This is a genomic window from Microcoleus sp. EPA2 (genome assembly GCA_020882975.1).
Classification (GTDB): domain Bacteria; phylum Cyanobacteriota; class Cyanobacteriia; order Cyanobacteriales; family Microcoleaceae; genus Microcoleus.
Window position 1 is genome coordinate 1 of the sequence record JAHRFD010000054.1, and the last position, 21,774, is coordinate 21,774.

Consider the following 21,774-nt stretch of genomic DNA (forward strand, 5'->3'; position numbering starts at 1 on the left):
CAAAATCTTATCACTTTTGCGAAAGCTTTTAGTTACAAAATACGTATATTTAACAATTATTTGCAATAAGTGGAAATTAAAGCCGTCCTAGAAGGACGGGGCTTTAGACCCAATTTTTTGGTAAATTATAGCAGTAAGGTGCGCCGAAGAGCACCCTACAAATAGGGTTTCTGCCTCCAGGAATGTCGAGCTTACCAATTATCCATTCCCCATGCTCTATTACCCATTCCCCATTCCCTATTACCAAATCTAATTATGATAAACAGGATTGTCTGTAGGACTAATTAATTTCAGTAATTTTTGCTTAATCTGAGCATCAAATACTTCCCATTTCAGTCTTGCATAATCGCTATTGTCATTACCACCAGAAAGAAATCCTACGGGAATTTCAAAACCTCCCGCTTGACTTCTGCCTCCACCAAAAAAGCGTCCTTGCGAGTCCTTACCGAAAGCTTCTTTAATAAATTCATCAGGATCGAGAGTCAGTTTAGTGGTTCGCAGGGAGCCAATTACTACTTCAATTTCCTCATCTTTGTCGTGAACAATGGCATAGACAAGGGCTGTGTGTACGTTCTCCTCTGTGACTAAAAAGTCCGCTGCTTGGGGAATGGAATCTCGATCGTCATAGCGGAGATAGCCGATACCTGCGATGGAAAAATTGTTCTGGACAATGCGGTGTTTGAGCGATCGCTCGATCGCATCCATCACCCATTTAGAGCGAGAGGACTGCAACACCGCATTCAGCAACTGGGGGTCATAAAACCTACTCAAATAAGCCGCAGCTAAGAAATCTTCCTCCTCAGCTTGTCGGAGGGCGTTGGTATCCGATCGCAAACCGTGCATCAAAGCCGTAGCACACTTAATATGCTGGCTGACACTACCGTCAAGATTTAGGAGTCCCGCTTGCAAATATTCGGTAAAAATCGTGGCTGTAGCGCGAATTTGGGGGCGCAAATCCGCAAATTCTGCATTCATTTCCCCTTGCAAACTGTGGTGGTCTATAACTGCTGCGATCGGAATTCCTGCCCCTAAAACCAGAGCGGTTAACTGACAAGTAGTGCCTTGATTATCGATAAAAACACAGCCCTTATAGGCAGATAAATCCTTAGTTTTGGCAGTTTCCACCGTCCACCTTTGCAAGGGTAAACCAGTCAATTTAACTAAAGCAATATTTTCTTGGTGACTGAGGGCTCCTGCATAGATAAGATCGCAGTTAATGTCGTACTGTTCCGCTATTAATTTGTAAGTCCAAGCACTCGAAAGTGCGTCGGGGTCTGGGAAATCTTGCAGTAAGATTAACTGGCGCTGGCCGCGGTGTCGCTCCAACATTTGGCGCAACTGTTCTACTTGGCGATCGGCCGAAGGGTCTGAAAATCTCCTGGGGCGACTCTCTTCGACTGGAACTTCAGCTTTGCTGCGTCGTTTACTAGGAACATTTGATACTACAACTTCATCGTCAGTTTCTAGTTGAACCTGGTTGTTTACCGATGTTGTATCAGAAGGGTTAGGGGGGTCTTTCATAAAACTTTTTGAACTTTTGAACTCTTGAACTTAAAACTCAACACTCAACAATCCTACAAAAAAACCCCCGCGCTTGCGCTGAAAGGGGCTTTAAAGACCGATTACATATTTTTGCCATTCTTGGTGCATACCGCTCTTAACGTGTTTAGTCACTTCAAAATAAAGACCGCTGTAAGGTTTCCGAGGCGGATATCGCAACAGCATTCCGGCTTCTTTCGGCGTTCGGCTGCCTTTTTTGACGTTGCAGCGCATACAGGCGGTGACGAGGTTTTCCCAAGATTCACCTCCTCCGCGCGATCGAGGAATCACATGATCGAGGGTTAAATCATCCCCAGTGTAACTACAGTATTGACAAGAGTGGGCATCCCGGTGCAAGATATTCCGGCGGGTGAGTGGAATATCCTTGTAGGGAACTCGGACATAATGCCGCAGTCGAATCACTGTCGGTAGGGGGAAATTAGGCGCAATAAATTTCCCGTTGTGTTCTACCTGCTCAGCTTTTCCTTTCAGCAACAAAACTACTGCCCTTCGCCAATTGGTGATGTTAAGGGGTTCGTAGGAGACGTTCAGCACCAGAACATTGCCCATTGTTGATTATTAAGCGAGAATATTTTCACCGATGGTAACACAGGTTCGAGTTTAGGGGGGTGAGTTCAGCAATGATTGAGTCTCAACACAAAAGTGAAAAAATACCAGGTTTAGCCTCTAGAGTCCAGCAGATGCTTGTTGGGGCGAATTATTTTCTGGCCCGGAGAGTAAGTGGGCGAGGATTTCTGTCGAGATTTTAGACTTGATGAGTCCAGTAGCAGGGATGGGGAAAAAGTTTGCCCATATTTTGATTTTTTTCCCTAAATCCCTAATCTTCCTGGCAAGCATCAGTTTAATTTTTTAGACTATGAATAACCTTCGATCGCCAGCCTGATTAATTCCCATGAAATTTTGGCTCTTAAAGTCAGTTTTTAGCGCGTCAATAATAGCGATCGCCCCGATTCTAACAAACCTTCCCGCTTTCGCTCAAACATATTCATTCTTCTGCGGGGCTGCTGGTAGCCATCCAGCCACAATTGCTGACCAACAAGGCAAAAATATTCCCGTTATTTTGTGGGTTACAGACAACTATTTCAATGAATCCGGCGAAGATGCGATTACTCGGTGTACGCGAGTTTCAGCAATTCTCAACAATGCCAAATCCCAGGGAAACTGGGATAATATTGTCACAGCAGGTGCATCCCGTACAGGTCAACCGATTATTTGTGCAGCCAATCCTCAAGACGGTTCCTGTAGGTTATTATATCAGATACCGAGAGGGCAAAATCCTGAACAAGCGAGACAAGAACTATTAAGAAGAATCAAAAATCCTAATTTAAGTATTCCACCTGTTAAGGTAAATTGATAATCAGTTACTGACAAAGACTGGAAACTCTTGTCAAATACTCCGGTTGATTGGTGAAAAAATTGCAACTTTCCTTCAGTAATTCTTTTAAACTTTCAACTTGCCTCAACCAGACAGTACCATTGCTTCCAGCAACCGCAATTTGCTTTCCATCTCGACTCCAACTGACACTAACAACATTCTCTGCAAACTCAAATTCAGCAACTTGCCGCCCTGCTAAATTCCACAACCGCACTGTCTTATCAATTCCCACGGTAGCAAGCCGTTCTCCATCGGGGCTAAAACTAATAGATTTCGCATCTAAATGCAAAGTTTGAAATTCCTTCACTAATTCTTGATTTGACAAATTCCACAGCCCTATTTTCCCATTCAATGTTACTGTAGCAAAGCGCTGCTGCTGTTGGTTGAGACTGAAACTAATGCCGATCGCCTGCACGGGCATTTTTTGGATTAACTTACCAGATGAATCCCAAATACGCACCGTAGATTTGCCATCTAAAGTAGTTAAAAATTCCCCGGTTTGACTAAAATTAACACTTCTAACTAAGCCGTTATGACCAGGCAAAAAAACTGGCAACAATCGGGTTTTTGGGATGGGAAAAATCTGCCAAATAGCAGCATTACTTTCTATTCCAGCCGCAGCTAAAAACTTGCTATCCGGGCTAAAACTAATGCTAGTAACAGAGCCTGACATGGCTTTAAATTCGTAGGTTTTTTTCCCCGATAAATCCCATAACTTAACTTTGCTATCTTTTCCACCAGTTGCTAAAGTTTTGCCGTCGGGACTAAAGCTTAACATATTTATCGATTTTTGGAAAGCTTTCCATTCAGCAATTTTTTGCCCGGATAAGCTCCAAATCCGCACGCTATCGTCTACTCCTGCGGTAGCTATAATTTGGCTATCTGGGGAAAAAGCCACACTGGTAATAGCACCCTTGTGAGCTTTCCAATTCATCTTTCTGAGTGGCAGAGATGATTGTTGAAGCTGCTGTTTTTCACTACTAAGTTTATCGAGAATCACTTGTAAAGCTAACAGCGGTCTAGTGGCAGGATATAGTTCTAAATGAGGTTGGTTTTTTACCAAATTTTTCAAGGCTTTTCCCGATGCGATCGCCCGTAGTAAAGCCTCTGACAAAGCTTGACTATTTTCAGTTTTCTGAGACACAGCTAAAAGTAAAGCATCACTACCAGTTTGTTCAATTTCGATACTAGCTTGTGCTAGTTTAAACCGCTGGTAAGCGAGAGTTGAAAAACCGATCGCCCCCGCCAAAGATACAGCAAGCGCCGCCGAACCAATACCAATCCACTGTTTAGCCTTTTGTTTGGCAGATTTTGTTTCTAACTTAGCTTTTTGGGCATCATTGACAGCTTGTTGGACTTCTAGTTTAGTAGATTCTAAAAGCTGATTTTGAGCGGTTAACATCAGTTTTTGGCTGGCTGTTAAAAACTGAAAGTCTTCATTTCTTAAACTTTTTTCGGCTGCCCAAATTAAGGCTGATTGTAAATCTTGCCCCTGCAAAAGTTGTGAATTATCTTGACATTCAGAATTAAGCCATGCTTTAATAGCAGAGGAGTAAGGAGCCAATTTATCTAATTTCTTTTGAATAATAATCGTGTTAAATATACATTCATAAATAGGATTAGCTAGTGTTAGTTTATTCCCGGTCTTAACTATTAATCCAGTCAATCGCAATTCCATTTGTTCCGCACTGCCGTCTGGGATAACTTCAACTTGCATTAAAATCTGCTGATATAATCCCAGTCTCCTGACAATGCGTTGGTTTTCTTTAAACAGGCGATCGCGAATTGTAGATAAATGTTCCGGCACATCTTGAGATTCCCAATTCTCCACAATTTTTAAACGCACCACTTTCTCCACCCACTCTTTAGGATTATTGAGTTGCTGTTTTTGCCCCTGGATAAAATTATTGACTTGCTCTTTCTCCCCCCCTTGATAAGGGGGGGCTGGGGGGGGTAAATCCCCGATTAAATGTGAATTTTCAAAGAGAAGTTTACAAAGCTTTTGAGTCAAAAAAGGTTGCCCTCCAGTCCAATACAAAACCTCTCGCAAAACTTCTTGAGAACTATCTGTAATCTCAGCCAACCCCGCTGCTAACGGTTGCGCTTCTGTTTCGTCAAAACCAGTTAATTCGATGGCCTTGCCAATATTAAAGGGGGTGTTATGGCTGACCTTCTTGTCGCGACACAAATCCGTCGGCGATGCTACTCCTAAAAGCGCCCAGGTTAGGCGATCGAATTCAGAATTATTGGCTCGTTTATTGTAGCACGAGCGAATTAACGCTAAAAAATCGTCGGCGGAAAAATCTAGGGCGAGAATGCTGTCGATTTCATCAATAAAAATAACAATGTTACTGGCAATATTAGCTAACAGTACAGTTTCTATGAATTCGCTCAATCTTTGAACTGGGGCTAAAAAATTGCGATCGCGCCACCAAGTCCGCACGTTGACAACATCTGACAGATTAAAATTATTTTCGAGAATGCGGAGAAGACCAGCATACCACTGTTCTGGGGTCACGCCACGGTTGCCAATTTCCGAAATGTCGATCGCCGCACAAGCAATTCCCTCACTTCTAAGCCGTTGAATTGTCCGCACCTGCAAGCTAGATTTGCCCATTTGCCGAGAATTTAAAACATAACAAAATTCCCCGGCTTTCAATCCGTTATAGAAGTCGTCGTCTGCTTGTCGCTTGATGTAATTGGGAGAGTTATTTGCCAGACTCCCGCCTACTTGATAATAACTGGGTTTGGTGGTAAAATTCATATAATTCATTCGGCGGTTGAAACCGGGGCAACCACGGGGGGATTGCCCCTACAAAAACGAAGTCCGAGCTGAGGGGGACTGAAGAATTTAAGTAGACTTTTGTATGACATATTGTACCATAATACAAGATGGAAACTGATTGGATTGGATATCACCACGACAAAGACAAATTAAGAACCAAAATTTGGTCTTTGCTGAAGCAGCAAGCCGCATCTGTTGGCGATCCGTTTGGCCATATTCCCAACTTTGTTGGGGCCGAGTTGGCGGCGGAAAAGTTGGCAAGTTTATCGATTTGGCAACAAGCAAAAACGATTAAGTGTAATCCCGATTCAGCGCAAATTCCGGTGCGGATGCGGGCTTTACAAGATGGAAAACGGCTGTATATGGCAGTACCGCGCTTGACAGATGAGCGCTGTTTTGTTGAGTTGAGTGCTGAGGATTTACAGAGGCAAAATGTATCGATTACTGAAAGTGCGATCGCCCGTAAAGCACTCGCTTGTGGCAGATTGGTAAGTTTTGCAGAAATGGAACCCATTGATTTAGTAATAGTCGGCTGTGTAGGGGTGGCGCGCGATGGGGGAAGAACCGGGAAAGGGGCAGGATTTGCTGATTTGGAATTGGCAATGTTGACAGAATTCGGGTTAGTAGAAATTGATACCCCGATTGTGACAACAGTGCATCCTTTGCAAGTAGTCGCCGATTCGCTTTTGCCAATGCAGGCTCACGATTGGGCGTTAAATTGGATTGTGACTGTCGAGGAAGTAATTGAAACTAATACAAGTTATCCGCGTCCAACCGGGTTATACTGGGATAGTATACGGCCGGAACAGTTAGAACAAATTCCGATTTTACGAAAGTTGAACGAACCGCGAAGGCGCGAAGGACGCGAAGATGGAAAGAAATAAGCAGAAGAAGGTAGTTTTATATAGCTATCTTATTATTTATCTTCAGGCAAATGAGCATTGACAGCGATCGCCCTTATTTCTATTCCTGCTGCTTTTCCACAAGATTCACAATCCAATAAATGCAAATTCCAGCGCGGGCATAAATCCGTTATATCTATCTACTTGGCAACCAAAATCCGCCACATTATGAAAACTGTAAAACCTAGATAACCAAACACGGTTATCCAATCTAGCCAATTATCTGAAGTTATTAAAAAAATATCGTTCATGAGTAGTTTTAATCTAAAAAGATGTAGACTGAAATCTTGCACTATTCCTGTGGAACTTGTAGGGGCGGGTTGGCCAACAGCCTCAAAGTTTGCAGACAGGTTATATCAAATCCGGTAACATCGGAATTATTCATCTCTCTTCTCTCCCTCTGTGTTCTCTGCGTTCTCTGTGGTTAAATCATTCCGATGCAGCCGGAAACGATATTAAATAAACCTGCCCCCACCCTATGAAAAGTGAGTTAGGGCGGGTTTATGAGATTGTCGGTTTTAGGCAATTATTGTCGGTGAACTCACCCGTACAATATGTGGAATTGTTGATAACAGATATCTCTATTTTACCCGATCGCGCTTAAATGCGATCGAAAATATTGCCGATACAACTCGCACCTGGGCACGCACTCATTTCCTTGCAATTTCACCAACCCCAAACTGTCCAATTTAAACGCCTGCATCGCCTTTAATTGCACCGGAGAATCAGCCGTCGCCACCTCTCTCATGCCCTGGGCTAATTCTGGATATTCTTCTAAATTCCATAATTGGCGGCGCAAATGGTCGCTGTAAATTCCAGCATCCGCGATCGCACTTTCTTTTAATTCATTAAGCATCATATCGCATCGCGAAATGTGATATAATGCCACTCGCACTAAATAGGGATGACCGCCCACAATTGCCATCAATTTCTCTACTTCTGCCTCGGACCACTGCAAGTTGTGGCGCGCTGCTAAATCTTGGATTTGCCCTGCGTTGAATTCTGGCAAATCTACGGGAAGTCCGACGTTGAAAGGCGATTGATTGATATTCATCGGAATGTAAACTTCGGTGGAGTGAACTACAATTAATCGCAGTTTTTTCCAGATGTCGCGTCGCTTCGATTCTTCGTGCCACGCCCGCAGTAGTCCTAAAAAATCTTCGGCAATGTCGGGATATTGGAAAACGCGATCGATCTCGTCTAATCCTAACACCAACGGAGTGTCTATTTGTGGCAACAGATATTTTTCAAAGTAATCTTTGCAGTTAACTTTGCTCCCAAAAATTTCATCCCAATAATCGTCTAGTTGATTGGGGATGTGTAACTCTCGCCCTACATAGGCACAAAACCACTTGAGAAATTTATCGAGATTGGCAAATACAGTTTTATCAACCAACTGAAAAGTGAGCGGCACTGTGCGATAATCTTGACAGGATGCGTGGTGCAAAATTCTTGCCATTAAAGAAGTTTTACCCATTTGTCGGGGAGCTTTAATTCTAATTAAGGCGCTGGGCTGCAAAATAGTTTGATAACACCTTTCTTCGATGGGAGGACGTTCTACATAAAATTGAGAATTGACATCAACTTGTCCTCCCGGCAATTCCGGTTCTGCTGTGGGCAAAGGAATGTTATGGTTAGTAATTTCTAATATGTGATTGGGCATTAAATCTGCTGGTTCATCTTTGAGAGGGGCGACTTTTTCGGCTAGCAAACTCATAATTTCTTCGATCAGAATAGGAGTATCTGCGGTTGTTTTCCATTCCCTTTGTTTGATGCGGTGAAGATAGCCTCGTAACTCGTGATTGAGAGGCTCGCTCAGCGGAAAACCGACGCGAATGGGCAAAATTACTGGCTTTTTGTCAGGGCGAGAGTCTTGCAATTCTTTTGCTTGCTGAACTTGATAAGTTAGCAGTTCGCTTTGGTTGACAGTTGGTGGCAGTAGCAATAGTAAATAATCGCATTCTTTCAGGAAGTAGTTAATGCGATCGAACCAATTATCTCCTAATTTAATGCTGTTTTCGATGGTAAAGACTGTATGCCCGATCGCACTTAAGGCACTTTCCAACTTTTTTCCTAATTCGCGATCGGGCTCAACGTTATGATAGCTGATAAAAATCTTAATACTTCGGCTGTTAGCGACTGTTTCTTCAGTCGGTGGCAAATTCTTTGGCCCCTTGGCATCTTCCCCATTGTCTAGTTTAGCCGATCGATGGTCGCCATTGGCTAAAGTCAAATTAAAAGCAGCAAACAATTGCCGAATTTTACTTTCGTCAGCACCTTCTCTACCCTGCCGAATTTTGCTGACTGTATCGGAACCAACACCAGACTCAGCCTCGACTTCGGTCAGAGTACCTCTAATGTTATATCGGTCAGACCATTCTTGGATCGCCTCATTCAGCTTCTTTAAGCCTGGGGCGGTGAGAATTCGACCGCGATCGCGTTTTGACTTGATCACTTCGCTTGCACTTAAAGGAGAAGGAATCTAGGAATTTTAACCTATCAACTACCTATTTTAAGGGATTTTAAGGAAGATAGTCGGCCACCTTCCACTCACTTAATTTTAATTATTTAAATTTTATTAGCGATCGCACCCTCAAACCCTATCCGGTCAACCACTTCAAAATTTAAACATATTTTAACCTAAAAAAATGCTTAACTCCCCAATCTCCCCCGTGGATAATAGATTAATTTTTTATAGTAGATACATGAAGCAAAAAGGGGGCAGGACAATGAACAATGTTTTACACAGACTGGCAATGGCCGCTTTAGCAACCACAGCCATATTCACCATTAACACCCTGAACAACTTAACGGAAGCATCAGCCGCTGCCAAGCTCGATCGCTCACAGATTCATCAGAGGGAAACTTTTCCCGTGGCATTTAGTCCGTTTAATAAATAGTAACATTCATGGATTAAATTAGGTATAAATCATGAAGTCTACCCTTGAATTTCCGCTACCTACGACTACGAAATGTGACTTAGTTGATGCTGAGGCAATCGATGCTTGCACAGCACTAGCGTGGCTCGAATTGGTAGCATTAGATGCCAATGTTTTGACTGGAGATGATTGGCTGGCTCTGTGCGATGATATTGATAGGGGTGAAATTTACCGCGACTGGTTTCTGTGGCAAGATGCGGAAGTTAGCGGAGATTGGCAAGCTTATGACCATTTGAGCGATCGACGATTTGTAGCTCAAGGAAAAGTGTTTGTGAAAGCGATGATTGATGCCATAGAGAATGGGAGAAATCAGGCGATCGCCCAACTTGAGTTTATCTAGATTATCTCAACTGAGTCCACTGATTATTCTAAAATAAAATAATAAAATATACGGCAGAGGGCAAGAGTTGACTGTATGATATCATACGAATCGCCACGACAGCGGTTGAGAACACTGTTCCCATCGCTAATTGCCGACAAAACCGGAGTATAGGGTTTGTAGTTGGCGATGCAGGAATTATTGATATGCCAAATGGGAAGCGTTATTTGGCGGCAATTTTTGTTAAACGTCCTTATAATGACCCGATTGTGAGAGATTTTGTGCGGCGAATTTGGCGCATTGTTTACAATTACTTAGATCTACCCTCGGCGAAAGTACCGGATAATTTGCGTTGATATTTGTTAACTGGTTCCTAGGAAAAACCTGGGAAACGATACAAGCGAGGTAGAGCCTCGCTTGTATCGTAAAATCAGAGGCAGAGCCAAAACATCTGCGTTACCAGGAAGAGCCTGGTAACTAGCAACAAACCAGCCCTCTGGCATACTACTCTTGGCGCTCGACAGCGATAGTCAAATGAGCGACAAATACTCCCACCGTCGCCAGTGCAGCCACCACGGGAAATACTATCGCCCCTGCGACGCTACCCACCAATCCTGCCATCAGCGGAATGTCTGCCAGAGTCCGCCCTTGGGAGTTTTTGATGACAAGGCGGCGGAGTTTTCCTTGTTGAACTAATTCTTTAATTCTCGCTCTTAAAGAGTCGCCACTAATCTTAAACTCTTCCACTCTGACTTTTTCCTCAGTTGAAAAACCCGAAGTGAATAAAGGAGTTTCAACAGTTGTGTTTGTCCTGTCGGAGTCTGTGGCTGTTTCTGCTTGTAGAATAGTTACTTGTTGTTCTAGTTGTGAGTTCATTTTGTGTAATGGTGGGTGGCAACCAGCCGTTAAATTTCTATACTTTTATTGTGTGCGATCGCCACTAACTACAACAGGCAAGGAAACCCTACAATCTAGATTCGTACTTTCCACCCACGAATTTTAACTCACAACCATACCTCTCTTCTCTCTCTTCCTCTGTGTCCTCTGCGTCCTCTGCGGTTAAAGCCTTCCATAACTGTGCATCAAGAAGCAGTATTGGCTGCCTCGACCTGCATCCAACACTAGAATTGATAGTTAGCGGTTAATGGTTAAAAATTGGCAATAACCAATAACCAATAACTTAAATTATTTATGTCTAATTAGCTCGTAAATTTCTACATAATCTTTAGCTGGATATTTCCACGAATTATCACAATTCATGCCTTGAACCACCAGTTTTTCAAATTCATCGTGATAGTCATACCACAAGCCAATCGCCCGATCCAATGCTGATTCTAGAGCATAGTAGTCGCTTTGGTAAAATACATAGCCATTGCGTACTTCTGGGAGATGGTTGCTGTCGTAATCGCGATCGAACACTGTATTCACCAAACCACCAACTCCCCGCACCACAGGCACTGTCCCATACCTCAACCCGATCATCTGAGTCAGCCCACAGGGTTCGTAATTGCTGGGAACCACAATCAGATCCGCACCTCCATAAATTAAGTGGGAAAGTTCCTCATTAAATCCGAGTTCCAAATGGCAGTCGGGATTGTCATTTAAAAACCATTTTTCGTGCTGGAAATGTGCATTGATGCCCGCTTCCGTAGCCGAACCTAGAAGCACAAACTGTGCTCCTTTATTGAGAGCATAGTAAAGGGCGTGGTGGACGAGATGAACGCCTTTTTGGTCATCTAAACGACCGATAAAGGTAATGATTGGCTTGTCAGCATCTCGCAGCAAAAGTCGATCGCGTAAAGCCTGTTTAGTTTTCGCTTTTCCCGCCAAATCTTCCTGAGTGTAGTGGTGAGGAATGTAGCGATCGCTTTCTGGATTCCACACATCATAATCAATACCGTTGAGAACTCCACGGAACTTATCTTGATATAAATGCAAAGTGTGGCCTAAACCGTAGCCAAACTCACCCACATGAGCTTCCCAAGCGTGGTGTGGCGATACCGTGGTGACAAAGTTCGAGTAAACAATGCCACCTTTCATAAAGTTGATGGCAAAAGGGTTAAAATTATCTTGGAGGCGATCGTACTGAAAATAATAATCCTCTCGATTCAAACCAGTGGCTTGCAGAATTTCGCTACCGCCCATACCTTGATGTTTGAAATTGTGAATGGTATAGCAGACTCGCTGATTTTCCATCCAATTATATTTGTAAATTTCAAATAACATGACTGGCACCAAACCAGTTTGCCAGTCGTGACAGTGGATAACATCAGGGCGTTTGTTAGTTCTGAGTAAAAATTCCAAAGCGGCTTTACTGAAGAAAGCAAAGCGCATATTGTCATCATGGCAACCGTAATAACAGCCACGGTTAAAAAAGTTATCTTGAGAACGAGGTTCAATGAAAAAACACAATTGCCCGTGCACCCAGCCACAAAAAACATCACAGAGGATTTCGCCACCGTACCAAGGGACTGGGAGATCCCGATAGGCATCGTGCAATCCCCAAATGTGGTCATACCTCATGCAGTCGTACTTGGGTAGAATAATCTCAACTGCATGGCCAGAATTCTGCAATTGGCGACTCAAACCATAAACTACGTCGCCCAAGCCTCCTGCTTTGATGACAGGGGCGCATTCCGAGGCAATTTGTACGATGTACATTTTTCCTGTTAACTCCTATGTGAATCAAAAAAACTTTTCTTAATTTGACAAATTATATGATTTTTAGGTCAATAAGCAAGTCCGCCATTGGAAATAAAAAGCCACTCCCTTTATCATTCGGCGGTTGAAATCGCTCAATAGTCAAACAAAGTCCACTCCAAGACTAAGAAATAAAAAGGTATTTAAGCCAGAATGACAACAGTCAACAGTCAACTGACTATCGATCGAGCTTGCGCTGAATTTGCTTCAAAGATTGGTACATTTCTGGGAGGCGGTTGTAGACGGCTGCGGCTTTGAGAAATAGTTTGTGGGGAATTGCCGGCACACCAGTCACGATCGCCCCTGGTGCAACATCACTATGAATTCCAGCTTTCGCTGTGGCGATCGCCCCATCTCCAATTGTAGCTTGATTAGCAATCCCGACTTGACCAGCCAAAATCACATTATTGCCAATTTTCACCCCACCAGCCATACCAACATGAGCAGCAAACGCACAATTTTTCCCAACTTGACAGCCGTGACCGACCTGTACTAGATTGTCAATCTTGGTATTTTGACCAATGCGAGTTTCTCCCACAGCCGGTCTGTCAATGGTGCTATTGCAACCCACCTCAACGCCATCTTCCAAAACAGTGCAGCCAGACTGCTCCATTTTCACCCACCCTGTCGCTGTCGGCACGAACCCAAAACCTTCGCTCCCGATCGCCGCACCGCTATGAATCACGCAATTTGCCCCAATGCGAGTACGTTCGTGAATCACGCAGTTAGCGTGTAAAACAGTGCCAGAGCCTATTTCCGCATCTGGGTAAATTACCACATTGGGATGAATGCAAACATTGCTGCCAATTTTCACTCCAGGTTGAATCACCGCGTGGGGGCCTATATAGACATTTTCACCAATTTGTGCAGTGGGGTGAATAGTGGCAGAGGAATGGATTTCTGAGGTTGGGCGAAACGGTTGATAAAACAGGGCGATGGTTTGAGCAAACAGCAGTCGCGGATCGGGTGCAGCTATCCAAGCAATGTGGCGATCGTCACATTCAGCCTGGAGTCTTTCATCTAAGGGCAAAATTAAGGCAGAAGCATTTGTCGAGGCTGCATGAGAGGCAAATTTAGCGCCTTCTATATAACTGATTGTCCCCGACACAGCTTCATCAACAGGAGCGGCGCCAGTAATTTCGGGATCGGTAGCCACCGACGCTGTGAGTGTGCGACTGCTGGCTAAATTCAGTTTTTCTACGAGTTGGCTAAATTTCATCTATAAAAATTTGTACTTAACAGGGATTTACCATTGTTAAAATTAGCAGGTTTGGAGCACAGTCTGAGCAGCATCAAAAAACTCCTATAAAATCCTCTCTTCATCGTCCTGTATTAAACTCTCTCTTCTCGAACTTCGCGTCCTTAGCGCCTTCGCGGTTAAATCACCTGACGGTACAACCGGAATTGATATCAGGCGACTACACCATAGCAAGAGCCCCGACTTTTTTGCCAAGCCAGGACTCTAACAGGAATTATTTTTCGCAGTTATTGTACGGAAACTGCATCGACATCAACGGTGCTGGTTTTAGCTTCCGAAGAGCTGCCGGTGGCTTCAGATGTGGAATTTGTCTGAGCCTGACGGGATTTAAAATAGTCGATCGACATTTGGGAAACTTCCGAAATCAGTAGCACGGCGATCGCCACATCGTCAATTTGTCCAATCACCGGCAGGAAATCCGGGGCAATGTCGATCGGGCTTACCAGATATGCTAGGGTTCCCAAAATAATCCACCAGCGGTACTTGGGGTTGCGGATGGTGTCACGATACCAGTTGTAAACAGATTGTATAGAAAAGTTCATCGACTTGTCCTCTACTTATATTTTCAATCTTTACAGATTGTCGATCTAAACGCTTGTGGAGATATCCCCCCTAGGGTTGGTTAGAGAATGCTACTTGGAAGTATTGGGAATTGGCGAACTCCCCCTGGCCCCTAGGGGGGAATAAGGGAAGGAATTGGGCATTGAGCAACCTCCACCCTAGGGGGAGGGGGGAGGGCATTGGGCATTTGGTAAAATATCAATGGCTTGGTTGCGCTGCTGTCAATTTCAAATTAGTGTTCTATCACCTATTGCTATTTTTAATTTTCAAACTGTTCTGTAGTGAACCGTTTTTTAGTATAAAATGAAACTTCTATCTTTCAAGATTTTGAACAAGTCGATCGGCGGAATTACCGACACTTTTCTCCCTCAAATGCAGCAAAAAAGAACATTGATTACTGGTAAAAATTGTACGATTCAACGTATTTATTGATTCTCAGCATCATCTAATTTTCTATCTAGCGATCGTTCTCCCATTTTAATAATTACTGAAAACCCCAATATCGACACAAGTTGTCTCAGTAGAAAATGTAAAATTTGGTATGATTAAATACCCGTAGTTAAAAAAGTGCTGGACCATGAATTTAATCCCCAAAATCCCCCCCCCTTACGAACCTTGAAACGTCCATTTTTGGTCGCCGATCGCAATTTCGCAGCCGCTAGTTAGCCAAAAAGGTTCTTGAGTCGCCAGTCTTTGTCCGCCAACAAAAGTACCATTGGAACTGCCACAATCGACAAGCTGATATCGCTGTTTTCCTTGTTCGTCATTGGCCCGACGGATTTGAGCATGGTAGCGGGAACTTTGTGGATCTTGTAACACTAAAGTATTGCTCGGTTCCCGTCCGATAGTAAAGGGATTGGCGGTGAGGGCGATCGCCTGTCCTGAAAGTTTGTATACTAAGTATGCGGTTGTTTGGCGATCGCTACTTGCCAATACCGTGGGTGCAAGTTGGGGGCGATTTTGAGGTGCTGGTAAACTATTTTGAGCCAGTTGTGCTGTGAGTTCTTGTAAATCGCGATCGAATCCGGCGCTATCAGAAGTTGGCAGATTTGCTGGAGATTGAGCTGATATTAAGTTTAACTGTTGTACCGGAGCTTGAGGCAGAATAGGTCGCCCTGCTTCGGCAATTCTCATTTGTAGGGAGGCGGAGTTTTCTGCTTCTTGTCTGGCGCTCATTCCTTCAACTTGGCGAATCACTCCGTTTGTTTCAGGAAAACTCACATCGCCAATTCTGACATCTTCTAAGGTAAATCCTAAAGTGTAGAAATCTTGGACGCGATCGAGTAAATTTTGACGCAGCAACAGCCTTCCTTGACTAATAAGCTGGTTGAGGGGAATTTGCCCGATCGCAACTCCCATGCAATCTTTCACAGCACTTGCTAAAGCAGCTATAGGATCGGACAATTCCAAAGCTACTCTTTTGGGGTCTATAACTTGATAAATAACTGTCAGTGTAGCATCAATTAAAAACCGGTCTTTCGACAAAAAATCTCCTTGGGATTGCACGTCCAAGTTACGCAGTTTGGTATCTACCAGGACAATTTGACACTGTTCCAGCAAGGGAAGGGCGAAGGTGAAATGGCGTCCCGCTTTCAGGGTACGCACCACGCGGCCGTTTTTGACCACCAAACCCGCGTAACCGGCCCCAATAAAGTCCATGCTAAAGCCGGCCCAGCGTTCGGGTGTAACGGTTTGAATCAGGGGAGAAGCGTTGTTCATGGGAGGAGTTGAGGGAAGGGAGATTCTACTTTTAGGGTAACAAATTGCTGGGGGCGAGCGATCGGGCAGTGTGCCGGTTCAGCAACCTCTATTCTATACTTCTGGACTCCTGGTAATTCAGCCCGGACTGAATCTAGTTTGCATCTAGTTAAAAGTGAGGGTCATAAAAATGCTATTTGCAGTTAGATATAGAAGCAATTGTCGTTTGAATTTTTCTCAGTTTTTGTTGTAGAGTTTTGTCATTGTTATATAGGGTTTTATTGTTGGTTGCTGATATTTTAACCCCCCCCAGCCCCCCCTTGGTAAGGGGGGGAGCAAGAGTTGTTTGAGTTTTATTGTTGGTTGCTGGTATTTTAAGCCCCCCTAGTCAAGAGGGTGGGGACTCTTAGCACCGCCCCTACAAGGGGGGACTGGAACTAATCAAAGTCCCCCTTGTTAAGGGGGATTTAGGGGGATCTAGACTCAGATAAAAACTAGATTTACATGGATGACAACCTTAATTGTAAGCTTCCATTGGCAAACAAGAACAGACAAAATTGCGATCGCCAAACGCATTATCTATCCTACCCACCGCAGGCCAAAACTTATGTTCGCGAGTCCCAGGTGTCGGATAAGCAGCTTGGGCGCGAGTATAAGGACGATTCCACTCATCAACCATCAGAGATTCTGCGGTATGCGGCGCATTTTTCAACACATTATTTTGCGCATCAACATTGCCATTTTCAATCTCCGCAATTTCCCCACGAATCGCAATCATCGCATCGCAAAAACGGTCTAATTCCTGCTTAGATTCGCTTTCCGTCGGTTCCACCATCACCGTACCCGCAACTGGCCAGGAAACAGTCGGCGCGTGATAGCCATAATCCATCAGCCGTTTGGCAATATCTTCCACTTCAATAGCCGCCGATTTTTTGAGATTGCGCAAATCTAAAATACACTCATGGGCGACTAAACCAGATTTCCCTTTATACAAAACTGGATAATAGGATTCTAACCGTTTTGCCATGTAATTCGCATTCAGAATTGCAACTTTTGTCGCCTCAGTTAAACCAACTCCTCCCATCATCCGAATATACATCCAAGAAATAGTCAAAATGCTGGCACTTCCCCAAGGCGCGGCCGAAACAGCACCCACAGATTCTATCTTGCTCCCCCCCGATTGTAGGGGCGGTACCCCCGTGCCCGCCCTCTTTGCGAGGGCGTAAGCTCTTAATTCTATATCAGTAGAAGGCAAAAATTCCACCAAATGAGACATCACTCCAATCGGCCCCATACCAGGCCCGCCGCCACCGTGGGGAATGCAGAAAGTTTTGTGCAAATTCAAGTGACAAACATCCGCACCAAAATCACCGGGACGACACAAACCGACTTGAGCATTCATATTTGCGCCATCCATATAAACCTGTCCGCCAGCTTCATGGACAATCTCGCAAATCTCTTTAATCTCTTCTTCAAAAACGCCATGAGTCGATGGATATGTTACCATCAAAGCAGCTAGTTCATTTTTGTGCTTCTGGGCTTTTGTCTGCAAATCAGAAACATCAATATTTCCCTGAGAGTCGCAATTAACCGCCACTACTTTCATCCCCGCCATCACCGCACTAGCCGGATTTGTGCCGTGGGCTGACTGGGGAATTAAACAAATATTGCGGTGAGATTCGCCACGATGTTCGTGGTATTGACGAATTACTAATAAACCCGCATATTCCCCTTGGGAACCTGCGTTTGGTTGCAAGGAAATTCCGGCAAAACCGGTGATTTCTGCCAGCCATTGTTCGAGTTGCACGAACATCATTTGATAGCCGCGAGTTTGATGGCTTGGTGCGAAGGGATGAATCTTGCTAAATTCCGGCCAACTCACCGGCAGCATTTCCGCTGTGGCATTCAATTTCATCGTACAGGAACCCAAGGGAATCATCGAGGTATTTAGCGATAAATCCTTGGCTTCCAATCGGTGCATATAGCGTAACAGTTCGGTTTCCGAGTGGTAGCTGTTGAAAACTGGATGGGTGAGATAGTTGCTGGTGCGATCGCAAAAAGCAGGTAACATCAAAGATGAAGTAACAGCATCTCCATTTAGGGAAATTTTCAGCACAGCCTCAGCCTCAGCCCCCATACCATCAGAATCCAGAGCAAAAATTGTCCACAATTCTTGGACATCGGCCGCCGTCACAGTTTCATCCAGACTAATTCCCACTGTTTTTTCATCAAACACCCGGAGATTTATCTGGCGATTTTCCGCCGCTTTTAAAATTTCAGCAAGTGGCTTATCTCCTAACTCGACGCGCAGAGTATCAAAGAAAGGTGCAGCACCAATTTTGTATCCCAAGCCTTCCAAACCGGCAGCTAAAATAACAGTTAAACTGCGTACTTGTTCCGCAATTTGTTTCAGTCCCTGGGGCCCGTGATACACAGCATACATACCTGCCATCACTGCTAGCAAAACTTGAGCGGTACAAATATTGCTAGTTGCTTTTTCGCGGCGGATGTGCTGTTCGCGAGTTTGCAATGCCAAACGTAAAGCAGATTTGCCGTTAGCATCTTTGGAAACGCCAACAATTCGCCCTGGAACTTGCCTTTTAAACTCTTCTCGCGTGGCGAAATAGGCTGCGTGAGGTCCTCCGAATCCCAGGGGGACTCCGAAGCGCTGAGTGCTTCCTACAGCTATGTCAGCGCCGAATTCCCCTGGAGGTGTAAGTACGCAAAGGCTCAAAATGTCGGCGGCAACTGTGACTAAGGCTCCGACGGCGTGGGCTGATGCGATAAAATCTGTGTAGTCGTAAATTGCGCCGTCTGTTGCAGGGTATTGTAGCAGGGCACCGAAGATTGTACGATCGCACTTAAAGTCTTGATGGTCGCCCACAATCACATCAATTCCCAGCGGCTTAGCGCGAGTTTGCACAACTTCAATGGTTTGAGGATGGCAATCTTGAGAAACAAAAAACACTTTTCCCTTATTCTGGGAGACTCCGTAACTCACCGCCATCGCTTCCGCCGCCGCCGTTCCTTCATCCAGCAAAGAAGCGTTGGCAATTTCCAAACCTGTGAGGTCAATTATCATCGTTTGGAAGTTCAGCAAAGCTTCCAATCTCCCTTGGGCAATTTCGGCTTGGTAGGGAGTGTAAGCTGTATACCAGCCGGGATTTTCTAGGATATTGCGCCCAATTACCGCAGGAGTGATACAGTCGTGATATCCAGTGCCGATGTACGATCGAAATACCTGATTTTTTGCCGCAATTTCTTTTAATTCTGCCAATGCAGCATACTCGCTTTTTGCACCAAGTAATTCCAGGGGTTGCTGAATGCGAATCGCCACCGGAATTGTCTTGTCAATCAAATCATCGAGGCTATCGATACCCAAAACATCGAGCATTTCCTGAATTTCCCTTGGTGTCGGGCCAATGTGCCGGCACGCAAAACCATCGATGGGAGTGAGCTTTTGCTGCTGATTCGACTCAATTTCAGAATTGTAGAGTACCAAGGCGGATTCTCCTGAATAGACTTTTGCTTCTTTGTTTGTAACATTTTGCAAAGGAAGAAGGAAGTTCGGCAACAGATTTTGTAATCGATTGAACGGATAGGAGGAAGTTCGGCTAAGGATTTTGTAACGGATTTAACGGATGTAGATCAAATTCTCTGTTCATCGGAATTATTCATCTCTCTCTGAATCTCCCTCTGCGTTCTCTGCGTTCTCTGCGGTTAAATCATGACCATGCAACCGGAATTGATATCACTGACAGAAGGAAAAGGGGAAAGGGGAGAGTGGGAGAGAGGGCTACGAATGCCCAATACTTTCGGCCCCATTCCCCATTCCCTATTCCCTATTCCCTATTCCCCTTCCACCATTTTGCGATACTCCTCCACTGACAAAGCCTCATTCGCTTCGCTAGAATCTGCCACGCGCACTTTCAACAGCCACCCAGCGCCATAGGCATCTTCAGCTAAATTCTCAGGAGATTCTACAATGGCATCATTGCGTTCGATGACGGTTCCCGTAACGGGTGCTTTCAAGTCTTCAACAGCTTTCACTGACTCGACTGTACCGAAAGCTTCGCCTTTTTCCAGGGTTGCGCCTACTTCTGGCAATTCCAGAAATACGATATCACCTAGTTGATCCACGGCAAAGGCGCTGATACCGATAGTGGCTATTTCGCCTTCGAGTCGGATGTATTCGTGGGTGTCTAGGTATTTCAAGTCATCGGGGTATTCTAGTGCCATGTCTTTTCTCGCAATAAATAAAGTATCAACTAAATCTTATTAAACTATGGTCGTTTAGAGATGGCAAACAAGAATAGGAAAAACATTAAACGCTTGCTTTTTGGAGATTTTTCTGTCCAACGACTGATGCGCTCTATTATTTTTATTTACGCATTTCTGTGTTTTTATGCTTTCTTTTTTTCAGAAAGGCTAATTTTTCAACCTCCCTCATCTAGTCAGAATGAGAGCAGGCAAGTTATCCAAATTAAGTCAGCTAATGGCGTGAAAATTTCTGCCCTTCATTTTCCTAACCCGCAAGCTAAATATACCATACTTTACAGTCACGGAAATGCAGAAGATTTGAGCGGAATTTTGTGGGTAATAGGAGAGATTCGTGAGAGCGGTTTTGCTGTGTTTGCCTATGATTATGAAGGTTACGGTACCAGTCAGGGAAAGCCTTCGGAGTATAATAGCTGGTAAAAGTATAGTCATCTATTACATGACTAAGGAGGCATTGAGTCCCTCCCCTTTCGCTTTCACTTCGAGCGGATTAACCCGCCTCGGCTGAGCTACGCAGCTCTCTATCCCATTGCTGAAGGCATAAGGGAAAAGCTTTTCTCAAAATATTATAAGACCCGTTAACATCAGCGTTAATCAATCGACCGCACGATGTTTTGTACAATCCTCTCTTAATTCGCGAACCACTAAATGTGACATTGTGAGCATCAATATTCCCATACACAGGAATTGGATCTAAATTCAGGAAGTTCGATTTGGAAGTATAGGATTCCTCTTGCTCTATTACTTTTATTCCGATCAATTCAGCTTTATATTTCAACATTTCAATTAGTCGAGCATGAGGAATACTGACAAAGTTTTGATTAGTTTTATTTCCTAAATTAATCTCACTTTTCCATTGTAGGTTTTTGCCAATTACTAGCATTCCTATCTTTTGTGATCCGAGCAGATTGATGATTTTCCGACTCGCGTGGTGCAAGTAATTATCTACTTTTTGATGGCGACAACGAGTGAGGCGCTGAATCCGTGATGAGGTTTGACGATTTCCTTTTAACTGAGATTGTAGCTGCGCCTTACGCTTGTTGTAGAATTGATTAATTGATTTCAGAGGTCGCCCGTTAATCAGTAAAGGGACAAATCCCGGCTGATTTGAAGTTAACGCCACTAAATTATTCAATCCTAAATCTATACTAGCTACTGATTCTTTCTGATTTTCATCAAGGGTGGACTCCGGCTCAGTACAGGCATTATAAATCACCTCAATCACATAGGAATCACATTTTGGCACCAGTCTAACTTGACAAATTTGTTCGGGCTTTACCAAAAAATTGGGTCTAAAGCCCCGTCCTTCTAGGACGGCTTTAATTTCCACTTATTGCAAATAATTGTTAAATATACGTATTTTGTAACTAAAAGCTTTCGCAAAAGTGATAAGATTTTG

At 44.1% G+C, this 21,774-nt stretch carries 18 protein-coding genes and 1 pseudogene; 7 read left to right on the top strand and 12 right to left on the bottom strand.

Annotation, left to right across the window (positions count from 1 at the left end; all coding sequences use genetic code 11):
* Nucleotides 1-249 precede the first annotated feature (249 nt).
* Nucleotides 250-1,521 carry a DHH family phosphoesterase gene (locus AAFP14_RS25655; RefSeq protein ID WP_341735002.1) on the bottom strand — a complete coding sequence of 424 codons (1,272 nt, stop codon included), beginning with the start codon at nt 1,519-1,521 and terminating at the stop codon, nt 250-252.
* Between the two features lie 90 nt (nt 1,522-1,611).
* Entirely contained in the window at nt 1,612-2,109 is a 498-nt protein-coding gene (locus AAFP14_RS25660; protein ID WP_340520766.1) for an HNH endonuclease, read from the bottom strand.
* Between the two features lie 343 nt (nt 2,110-2,452).
* Between AAFP14_RS25660 and AAFP14_RS25665 the strand changes: the two genes are divergently transcribed.
* Nucleotides 2,453-2,914 (top strand): COP23 domain-containing protein, encoded by a 462-nt coding sequence (locus AAFP14_RS25665; RefSeq protein ID WP_341735003.1) that lies wholly within the window; start codon nt 2,453-2,455, stop codon nt 2,912-2,914.
* A 7-nt stretch (nt 2,915-2,921) separates the two neighbouring features.
* Here AAFP14_RS25665 and AAFP14_RS25670 read toward each other — a convergent pair whose 3' ends face one another.
* On the bottom strand, nt 2,922-5,699 hold the full coding sequence (locus AAFP14_RS25670; RefSeq protein ID WP_341735004.1) for an AAA-like domain-containing protein: 2,778 nt from the start codon (nt 5,697-5,699) through the stop codon (nt 2,922-2,924).
* Nucleotides 5,700-5,827: 128 nt separating this feature from the next.
* Here AAFP14_RS25670 and AAFP14_RS25675 point away from each other — a divergent pair, with 128 nt between their 5' ends.
* A complete protein-coding gene (locus tag AAFP14_RS25675; protein ID WP_341735005.1) occupies nt 5,828-6,604 on the top strand; it encodes a 5-formyltetrahydrofolate cyclo-ligase in 777 nt (258 codons plus the stop codon).
* A gap of 604 nt (nt 6,605-7,208) precedes the next feature.
* Here the strand turns inward: AAFP14_RS25675 and AAFP14_RS25680 are convergent.
* Nucleotides 7,209-9,077 (bottom strand): AAA-like domain-containing protein, encoded by a 1,869-nt coding sequence (locus AAFP14_RS25680; RefSeq protein WP_341735006.1) that lies wholly within the window; start codon nt 9,075-9,077, stop codon nt 7,209-7,211.
* 274 nt (nt 9,078-9,351) lie between these two features.
* Between AAFP14_RS25680 and AAFP14_RS25685 the strand changes: the two genes are divergently transcribed.
* The 3 genes from AAFP14_RS25685 (at nt 9,352) to AAFP14_RS25695 (ending at nt 10,236) form a co-directional block, all read left to right on the top strand.
* A complete protein-coding gene (locus tag AAFP14_RS25685; RefSeq protein WP_341735007.1) occupies nt 9,352-9,522 on the top strand; it encodes a hypothetical protein in 171 nt (56 codons plus the stop codon).
* Between the two features lie 31 nt (nt 9,523-9,553).
* Nucleotides 9,554-9,901 (top strand): hypothetical protein, encoded by a 348-nt coding sequence (locus AAFP14_RS25690; RefSeq protein ID WP_341735008.1) that lies wholly within the window; start codon nt 9,554-9,556, stop codon nt 9,899-9,901.
* A gap of 185 nt (nt 9,902-10,086) precedes the next feature.
* A complete protein-coding gene (locus AAFP14_RS25695; protein ID WP_341735009.1) occupies nt 10,087-10,236 on the top strand; it encodes a hypothetical protein in 150 nt (49 codons plus the stop codon).
* Nucleotides 10,237-10,384: 148 nt separating this feature from the next.
* On the opposite strand, the gene AAFP14_RS25700 is transcribed toward AAFP14_RS25695, so the two are convergent.
* From AAFP14_RS25700 to AAFP14_RS25715, 4 genes are all read right to left on the bottom strand, one after another.
* Nucleotides 10,385-10,756 (bottom strand): DUF4342 domain-containing protein, encoded by a 372-nt coding sequence (locus tag AAFP14_RS25700; RefSeq protein ID WP_341735010.1) that lies wholly within the window; start codon nt 10,754-10,756, stop codon nt 10,385-10,387.
* Between the two features lie 309 nt (nt 10,757-11,065).
* Nucleotides 11,066-12,541: a glycogen synthase GlgA gene (glgA, locus tag AAFP14_RS25705; RefSeq protein ID WP_341735011.1), complete on the bottom strand. Its 1,476-nt coding sequence runs from the start codon at nt 12,539-12,541 to the stop codon at nt 11,066-11,068.
* Nucleotides 12,542-12,758: 217 nt separating this feature from the next.
* Nucleotides 12,759-13,799: a UDP-3-O-(3-hydroxymyristoyl)glucosamine N-acyltransferase gene (gene lpxD, locus AAFP14_RS25710; RefSeq protein ID WP_341735012.1), complete on the bottom strand. Its 1,041-nt coding sequence runs from the start codon at nt 13,797-13,799 to the stop codon at nt 12,759-12,761.
* 266 nt (nt 13,800-14,065) lie between these two features.
* Nucleotides 14,066-14,380 carry a YkvA family protein gene (locus AAFP14_RS25715; protein ID WP_341735013.1) on the bottom strand — a complete coding sequence of 105 codons (315 nt, stop codon included), beginning with the start codon at nt 14,378-14,380 and terminating at the stop codon, nt 14,066-14,068.
* Between the two features lie 322 nt (nt 14,381-14,702).
* Here AAFP14_RS25715 and AAFP14_RS25720 point away from each other — a divergent pair, with 322 nt between their 5' ends.
* Complete coding sequence (locus tag AAFP14_RS25720; RefSeq protein WP_341735014.1) at nt 14,703-14,831, top strand: hypothetical protein; 129 nt, start codon at nt 14,703-14,705, stop codon at nt 14,829-14,831.
* 174 nt (nt 14,832-15,005) lie between these two features.
* Here the strand turns inward: AAFP14_RS25720 and AAFP14_RS25725 are convergent, their stop codons facing one another.
* The 3 genes from AAFP14_RS25725 to gcvH all read right to left on the bottom strand — a co-directional run bounded on the left by AAFP14_RS25725 (nt 15,006) and on the right by gcvH (nt 20,336).
* Nucleotides 15,006-16,118 carry an SPFH domain-containing protein gene (locus tag AAFP14_RS25725; RefSeq protein WP_341735015.1) on the bottom strand — a complete coding sequence of 371 codons (1,113 nt, stop codon included), beginning with the start codon at nt 16,116-16,118 and terminating at the stop codon, nt 15,006-15,008.
* Between the two features lie 496 nt (nt 16,119-16,614).
* A complete protein-coding gene (gene gcvP / locus AAFP14_RS25730; RefSeq protein WP_472851091.1) occupies nt 16,615-19,491 on the bottom strand; it encodes an aminomethyl-transferring glycine dehydrogenase in 2,877 nt (958 codons plus the stop codon).
* A gap of 455 nt (nt 19,492-19,946) precedes the next feature.
* The gene (gene gcvH / locus AAFP14_RS25735) at nt 19,947-20,336 is read right to left on the bottom strand and encodes a glycine cleavage system protein GcvH (RefSeq protein WP_341735016.1); all 390 of its coding nucleotides are present in this window, start codon (nt 20,334-20,336) and stop codon (nt 19,947-19,949) included.
* Nucleotides 20,337-20,597: 261 nt separating this feature from the next.
* On the opposite strand from gcvH, the gene AAFP14_RS25740 reads away from it, so the two are divergent.
* Entirely contained in the window at nt 20,598-20,795 is a 198-nt protein-coding gene (locus AAFP14_RS25740; RefSeq protein ID WP_341735017.1) for a serine aminopeptidase domain-containing protein, read from the top strand.
* 15 nt (nt 20,796-20,810) lie between these two features.
* Here the strand turns inward: AAFP14_RS25740 and AAFP14_RS25745 are convergent.
* Nucleotides 20,811-21,654: pseudogene (locus AAFP14_RS25745) on the bottom strand (RNA-guided endonuclease InsQ/TnpB family protein); the annotation flags it as partial.
* Nucleotides 21,655-21,774 lie beyond the last annotated feature (120 nt).

What these genes read in the sequence shown, in the direction of transcription:
- AAFP14_RS25655 (WP_341735002.1), bottom strand. Translation starts at nt 1,521, where the DNA reads ATGAAAGACCCCCCTAACCCTTCTGATACAACATCGGTAAACAACCAG.
- AAFP14_RS25660 (WP_340520766.1), bottom strand. Translation starts at nt 2,109, where the DNA reads ATGGGCAATGTTCTGGTGCTGAACGTCTCCTACGAACCCCTTAACATC.
- AAFP14_RS25665 (WP_341735003.1), top strand. Translation starts at nt 2,453, where the DNA reads ATGAAATTTTGGCTCTTAAAGTCAGTTTTTAGCGCGTCAATAATAGCG.
- AAFP14_RS25670 (WP_341735004.1), bottom strand. Translation starts at nt 5,699, where the DNA reads ATGAATTTTACCACCAAACCCAGTTATTATCAAGTAGGCGGGAGTCTG.
- AAFP14_RS25675 (WP_341735005.1), top strand. Translation starts at nt 5,828, where the DNA reads ATGGAAACTGATTGGATTGGATATCACCACGACAAAGACAAATTAAGA.
- AAFP14_RS25685 (WP_341735007.1), top strand. Translation starts at nt 9,352, where the DNA reads ATGAACAATGTTTTACACAGACTGGCAATGGCCGCTTTAGCAACCACA.
- AAFP14_RS25690 (WP_341735008.1), top strand. Translation starts at nt 9,554, where the DNA reads ATGAAGTCTACCCTTGAATTTCCGCTACCTACGACTACGAAATGTGAC.
- AAFP14_RS25695 (WP_341735009.1), top strand. Translation starts at nt 10,087, where the DNA reads ATGCCAAATGGGAAGCGTTATTTGGCGGCAATTTTTGTTAAACGTCCT.
- AAFP14_RS25700 (WP_341735010.1), bottom strand. Translation starts at nt 10,756, where the DNA reads ATGAACTCACAACTAGAACAACAAGTAACTATTCTACAAGCAGAAACA.
- glgA (WP_341735011.1), bottom strand. Translation starts at nt 12,541, where the DNA reads ATGTACATCGTACAAATTGCCTCGGAATGCGCCCCTGTCATCAAAGCA.
- lpxD (WP_341735012.1), bottom strand. Translation starts at nt 13,799, where the DNA reads ATGAAATTTAGCCAACTCGTAGAAAAACTGAATTTAGCCAGCAGTCGC.
- AAFP14_RS25715 (WP_341735013.1), bottom strand. Translation starts at nt 14,380, where the DNA reads ATGAACTTTTCTATACAATCTGTTTACAACTGGTATCGTGACACCATC.
- AAFP14_RS25720 (WP_341735014.1), top strand. Translation starts at nt 14,703, where the DNA reads ATGAAACTTCTATCTTTCAAGATTTTGAACAAGTCGATCGGCGGAATT.
- AAFP14_RS25725 (WP_341735015.1), bottom strand. Translation starts at nt 16,118, where the DNA reads ATGAACAACGCTTCTCCCCTGATTCAAACCGTTACACCCGAACGCTGG.
- gcvP (WP_472851091.1), bottom strand. Translation starts at nt 19,491, where the DNA reads ATGCTCGATGTTTTGGGTATCGATAGCCTCGATGATTTGATTGACAAG.
- gcvH (WP_341735016.1), bottom strand. Translation starts at nt 20,336, where the DNA reads ATGGCACTAGAATACCCCGATGACTTGAAATACCTAGACACCCACGAA.